The sequence below is a fragment of the Kitasatospora sp. P5_F3 genome, from assembly GCF_054049135.1.
In genome coordinates, this window is record NZ_JBFUMY010000152.1 from 1 (window position 1) to 5,009 (window position 5,009).

Sequence of the window (5,009 nt, forward strand, 5' to 3'; positions counted from 1 at the left end):
TACGGCCCCGCGACTGGACCACCACCAACACCCTCACCCCCCTCATCACCGTCCTCAACCGGCTGCGCCGGCGCCACCCCGCCCTCCAACAGCTGCGCGACCTCACCTTCCACCCCACCGACAACGACCACATCCTCGCCTTCTCGAAGACCGCCACCACCGAGGACGGTCTCACCGACCACGTCATCACCGTGGTCAACCTCGACCCCCGGAACCCGCAGGAGACCACCGTCACCCTGCCCTGGGACGGGCCGCTCGCAGTCCACGACGAGCTCACCGGAGCCTCCTGGACCTGGCACCGCCACAACTACGTCCGGCTCGATCCCACCACCGGGCCGGCCCACCTCCTCACGGTTCGGAGGAACCCTCTGTGACAGTCAACGAGCCCGTGCCCGACACCTTCGCCGAGACCTCTCCGGGAAAGCTCGACCCGGAGTGGTTCAAGCGGGCGGTGTTCTACGAGGTACTGGTGCGATCGTTCCAGGACAGCAACGGGGACGGGGTGGGAGACCTCAGGGGCCTCACCTCGAAGTTGGACTACCTGCAGTGGCTCGGGGTGGACTGCCTCTGGCTGCCGCCGTTCTTCGCCTCGCCGTTGCGGGACGGCGGGTACGACGTGGCGGACTACAAGTCCGTGCTGCCGGAGTTCGGCGACCTGGCGGACTTCGTGGAGTTCACCGACGCCGCGCACAAGCGCGGTATGCGGGTGGTGATCGACTTCGTGATGAACCACACCAGTGACCAGCACCCGTGGTTCCAGGAGTCCCGCCGCGACCCGGACGGGCCGTACGGCGACTTCTACATGTGGGCCGACGACGACAAGCAGTACCCGGACGCCCGGATCATCTTCGTCGACACCGAGACCAGCAACTGGACCTACGACCCGGTCCGCAAGCAGTACTACTGGCACCGGTTCTTCTCCCACCAGCCCGACCTGAACTACGACAACCCCCGGGTCCAGGAGGAGATGATCGCGGGGCTGCGGTTCTGGCTGGACCTCGGGATCGACGGGTTCCGGTTGGACGCGGTGCCGTACCTGTTCGCCCGGGAGGGGACCAACTGCGAGAACCTGCCGGAGACCCACGAGTTCCTCCGCCGGGTCCGCAAGGAGATCGACGCCGACTACCCCGACACGGTGCTGCTGGCCGAGGCCAACCAGTGGCCGGAGGACGTGGTCGACTACTTCGGCGACTTCGCCTCCGGCGGCGACGAGTGCCACATGGCATTCCACTTCCCGGTGATGCCGCGGATCTTCATGGCGGTCCGCCGGGAGTCCCGCTACCCGGTCTCCGAAATCCTGGCCAAGACGCCGACCATTCCCGGCAATTGCCAGTGGGGTATTTTCCTGCGCAACCACGACGAGCTGACCCTGGAAATGGTCACCGACGAGGAGCGCGACTACATGTACGCGGAGTACGCCAAGGACCCCCGGATGCGGGCCAACGTCGGAATCCGCCGCCGGCTGGCACCGCTGCTGGAGAACGACCGGAACCAGATCGAGCTGTTCACCGCCCTGCTGCTGTCGCTGCCCGGCTCGCCGGTCCTCTACTACGGGGACGAGATCGGCATGGGCGACAACATCTGGCTGGGCGACCGGGACGGTGTCCGGACCCCGATGCAGTGGACGCCCGACCGCAACGCGGGTTTCTCCTCCGCCGACCCGGGCAGGCTCAGTCTGCCGCCCATCATGGACCCGGTGTACGGCTATCAGGTGACCAACGTCGAGGCACAGCAAAGCAGTTCGAGTTCGCTGCTGCACTGGACACGTCGCATGATCGAGATTCGCAAGCTCAATCCGGCCTTCGGCCTCGGCAGCTACACCGAACTGCCCTCGAGCAACCCCGCAGTGCTGGCCTTCGTCCGCGAGTACGAAGGCGACCTGGTGATGTGCGTGAACAACTTCTCGCGCTTCGCACAGCCGACCGAGTTGGATCTGCGGCGGTACGGGGGACGCTATCCGGTGGAGCTGATCGGAGGCGTTCGCTTCCCGTCGATCGGCGAGTGGCCCTACCTGCTCACCCTGGCCGGGCACGGCTTCTACTGGTTCCAGCTGCGCAACCCTCACAAGCAGTGAAGTAACGATCGGTCAGTTCACTTCCCTCGGGGGCGCGAAGAGAATTCACGCGCCCCCGAGCGATCTCTGCACCACCGCGTACGGAGAACAGCCCAACGGCCACCCACACTAAGGCGTGACACCCGAGCCCGGCTCGCGTGCCGTCGCCGTCGCGCCGCCGAAATCCGGAAGACTGACGGGCCCGGCCAGACCCGTCGGGCAGTCGGCCCGCTTCCGGGGAAAGGGAGTCATGTCCGAAACCTCCCGTTCTCAAGCCCATCTGCGCCAGGATGCCCCGAGACCACTCGGGGCACGTGACGCGGGGGCTCGGAGGACCACCGTCGGGGTCAGCGAGCTGGTCCAGGCCGCGCTGCCCCTGATCATCGGCTGGCTGCCGAGTCAGCGCTGGTACGCGGGCAAGGGCCGCGCGATCACCAGGATCACCCCGGTGGTCGGCACCCCGCTCCAGGTCGGTGACCCCGCACTGCTGCACCTGCTGCTCCAGGTCGAGTACGCGGGCGACGGCGGAGCGTCCCAGCGCGACATCTACCAGCTGCTGCTCGGCATCCGCTCGCAGGAGCCGCCGGGGATCGGCCCAGGGGCCGTGCTCGGGCGGCTCGGCAGCGGGCCGTACGACGGCGCGGCGCTCTACGACGCCGTGCACGACCCGGAGCTGACCGGCCGTCTGCTGGGGCACCTGGCCACCGGCGACCGGTTCGGCGCGCTGTCGTTCCGCCGTACCCCGGGCCCCGGGCTGCCGGGCAACCTGCCGGGGCGGGCCTCCACCGCCGAGCAGTCCAACAGCTCGGTGATCTACGGGACGTCCTTCATCCTCAAGCTGTTCCGCCGGATCAGCCCGGGCACCAACCCCGACCTGGAGCTCTCGCTGGCCCTCTCCCGAGCCGGTTCGACCCGGATCCCCCGGGTGGCCGCCTGGTTCGAGAGCCGGATGGAGGGCGCCGAGCCGGCCACCCTCGGGCTGCTCCAGCGCTACCTGCCGGACGCGGAGGACGGCTGGGAACTGGCACTCGACCAGGTCGGGCGGCTGAAGGGCGACCCGTCCCCTGGCAACTTCGCGATCGAGGCGCACCGGCTCGGCCGCGCCACCGCGGAGGTGCACCGGGTGCTGGCCAGGACCATGCCGGTGGCCCGGCTCGACCGGACCCAGACCCACCAGCTGGCCGCCGCGATGACCGAGCGGCTGGACCGCGCGGTCACCGCCGTCCCGGGGCTGACCAGGTACCGGACCGCGCTGCAGGCCGCGTTCCAGGCCCTGACGGCCGATCACCTGGACGGCCTGCCGGTCCAGCGGATCCACGGCGACCTGCACCTCGGGCAGGCCATGCGCACCCCGCACGGGTGGGTGCTGCTGGACTTCGAGGGCGAGCCGGCCAAACCGCTGGCCGAGCGCAGACTCCCGCAGCCCGCGCTGCGGGACGTCGCGGCGATGCTCCGCTCCTTCGACTACGCCGCCGCCCACCTGCTGGCCGGTACCCCCTCGGACCCGGAGCTGGCCCATCTGGCGGCGTCCTGGGCCGGGCGCAACCGGACGGCGTACTGCGCGGGTTACACCGCGGGCGGCGGCATGGAGCCGTCCTCGGCGCCCGAACTGATGCGGGCGCTGGAGATCGACAAGGCGGTCTACGAGGTGGTCTACGAAGCCCGGCACCGGCCGAGCTGGCTCCCCATCCCGCTGGCCGCGATCAACCGCCTGGCCCTGACCGTCTGACCACCCCACTCAGCAGGAGGACTCCGCCGTGACCCCGCTCGGCCCGAAGCGCGACCGCAGCACGCCCGTGCCCGCCACCTTCCTGCCCGAGCGGGTGGGCAAGCCCGGCCGGCGCCGGGCTGGGGCCGCCCCGGCAGCCCCGGCGGCCCCGGCGGTGCCGCTGCCGCATGCCGCGCTCCGGCTGCCGGAGGCGACGCTGCCGCCCAGCGAGATCGACCGGCTGCTGTCCGGTGAGCACCACGACCCGCACGGCCTGCTCGGCGCGCACCTGACCTCGGAGGGGGTCTCGATCCGGGTGCTGCGCCCGTTCGCCGAGCGGGTGGTGGTGCTCACCGAGCAGGGCCCGGTGGAGCTGACCCACCTTCAGTCCGGCCTGTTCACCGGCCTGCTGCCCAGCGCGGTCGAGATCCCGGACTACCGGCTCCAGGTTTCGTACGCCGGGGTCGAACACGTCCAGCAGGACGGGTACCGGCTGCCGCCGACGCTCGGTGAGCTGGATCTGCACCTGATCGCGGAGGGCCGGCACGAGCAGCTCTGGCAGGCGCTCGGTTCGCACCTGCGCACGGTGCAGGGCATCCCCGGCACCGCGTTCGCGGTCTGGGCGCCGAATGCCGCCGGGGTCCGGCTGATCGGCGACTTCAACCACTGGGACGGCACCGGCCACCCGATGCGCTCGCTCGGCTCCTCCGGCGTCTGGGAGCTCTTCGTCCCCGGCCTCGGGGCGGGCACCCAGTACAAGTACGAGATCCACACCCGGCAGGGCTGGGTGCTCAAGAAGGCCGACCCGATGGCCCGGGCCACCCAGTGCCCGCCGGAGACCGCCTCGGTGGTCACCGAGTCGGCGTACGAGTGGGGCGACGCCGACTGGCTGGCCCGCCGGGCCAGGGCCGTGCACCACAGGGCGCCGATGTCGGTCTACGAGCTGCACCTCGCCTCCTGGCGCCCCGACCTCACCTCGTACCGTCAGATCGCCGCCGAACTCCCGGCCTACCTCCAGGAGTTGAACTTCACCCATGTGGAGTTCATGCCGGTGATGGAGCACCCGTTCGGTGGTTCCTGGGGCTACCAGGTGTCGGGCTTCTACGCGCCGACCGCCCGGCTGGGCACCCCGGACGACTTCCGTTTCCTGGTCGACACCCTGCACCAGGCCGGCATCGGGGTGATCGTCGACTGGGTGCCCGCGCACTTCCCCAAGGACGACTTCGCACTGGCCCGGTTCGACGGCGA

The 5,009-nt window shown here is 70.3% G+C and carries 3 protein-coding genes and 1 pseudogene; all 4 read left to right on the forward strand.

All coding sequences use genetic code 11. The annotated features are described in order from the left end of the window. A pseudogene (locus ACXJMZ_RS36630) lies at positions 1–374 on the forward strand (alpha-1,4-glucan--maltose-1-phosphate maltosyltransferase); the annotation flags it as partial. After that, positions 371–2,074 (forward strand): maltose alpha-D-glucosyltransferase, encoded by a 1,704-nt coding sequence (gene treS / locus ACXJMZ_RS36635; protein WP_057226705.1) that lies wholly within the window; start codon positions 371–373, stop codon positions 2,072–2,074. The pseudogene ACXJMZ_RS36630 and the gene treS, both read left to right, overlap by 4 nt. A 229-nt stretch (positions 2,075–2,303) precedes the next feature. After that, entirely contained in the window at positions 2,304–3,782 is a 1,479-nt protein-coding gene (locus ACXJMZ_RS36640; protein ID WP_457034320.1) for a maltokinase N-terminal cap-like domain-containing protein, read from the forward strand. Positions 3,783–3,936: 154 nt separating this feature from the next. After that, the coding region (locus ACXJMZ_RS36645) for a GlgB N-terminal domain-containing protein (RefSeq protein WP_457034321.1) at positions 3,937–5,009 on the forward strand (1,073 nt) is incomplete at its 3' end.